The sequence below is a fragment of the Kitasatospora sp. NPDC007106 genome, from assembly GCF_040634455.1.
In the GTDB taxonomy this organism is placed as follows: domain Bacteria; phylum Actinomycetota; class Actinomycetes; order Streptomycetales; family Streptomycetaceae; genus Kitasatospora; species Kitasatospora arboriphila.
Window position 1 is genome coordinate 1 of sequence record NZ_JBEYFP010001394.1, and the last position, 1,143, is coordinate 1,143.

A 1,143-nucleotide genomic window follows, 5' to 3' on the forward strand; every position below is an offset into this window, starting at 1 on the left:
CCAGCGCAGGTCCGGGCCGACCAGCGCGAGGCCGACCGGGGCGTCCGTCAGGACGTGCCGCAGCAGTTCCTCGCCGCCCGTGGCCAGCGCGGCCGCCGCCCGGTCGATCGAGTCCCGCGCCGCGGTCGAGGCGTCGTCGGCGGCGTCCCGGCCCGAAGCCTCCGCGTGCAACGCGCCTCCTCGGCGGTGTCGGCACCCCACTGCCCAGGATCACGCGGGCCGGAGCCGGGCGCATCCAATGCCGCCCCGGCCCGGCCCGGCCCGCGCGGGACCACCCGGCCCGGTTCCGGGTGCCGGGCCGCCGGTCAGGGCGAACACTGGAGCTGTGCGGGCGAGCCGCGGCCCCGCGCCGCGGCGTGACCGTGCGCCGCCCCGGCCGAGGACCACCCATGAGCACAGACCTGAGACGTGTCGCCGTCATCGGTGACTGTCCGCTCTTCCGGCGCGGCCTGGTCCAGGCCGTGGACGCCGCGGAGGACCTGGTCTGCGCGGTCGGTGCGGCGTCGGTGCACGAGGCCGAGGGCGACCTCGAAGCGGGCGACGTCGTCCTGCTCGACCTGAAGTTACCGCCCGGCGAGCTCGCCGAGGTCGCCCACCGGCTCGCCGGCCGCGGCCTGGCCGTGCTGGTGCTGTGCTCCGACTCGCAGCGCGACGTGCTGCCGCCGATGCAGGCCGGCGCCCGCGGCTGCCTCAGCCGGCAGGCGGGCGAGATCGAACTGCTCGCCGCGATCCGCCTGGTCGCCGCCGGCTGCTCCTACGTCTCCGCCGATCTCGCCGTCCGCCCCTGGCCGGAGGCCGAGGCCCGGGTCACCGACCGGGAACGGCAGATCCTCGCGCTGCTCGCCGGCGGCGAGACCGACCACGGCATCGCCCGGCGGCTGGGCATCAGCGAGCACACCGTCCACTCCCACCTGGACCGCCTCCGCGACAAGGTCGGCTCCCGCCGCCGCGTCGACCTGACCCGTTTCGCCCTCGCCCACGACATCCTCCCGGGCGACCCGCACGATCCCGCCTGAGGCCTGAGGCCTGAGGCCTGAGGCCTGAGGCCTGAGGCCTGAGGCCTGAGGCCCGTGGCCCTGGGGACGGGGGGTTCGGCACCGTCCACGCCAACGCGGCCGCCGATGTGCCGGCCCGCCTCGAAGC

The 1,143-nt window shown here is 77.1% G+C and carries 1 protein-coding gene; it reads left to right on the plus strand.

Annotation, left to right across the window (positions count from 1 at the left end):
• Positions 1-389 precede the first annotated feature (389 nt).
• Positions 390-1,016, plus strand: a complete 627-nt coding sequence (locus ABZ641_RS38755; RefSeq protein ID WP_359989398.1) for a response regulator transcription factor — start codon at positions 390-392, stop codon at positions 1,014-1,016.
• The last annotated feature ends 127 nt before the right edge of the window (positions 1,017-1,143 follow it).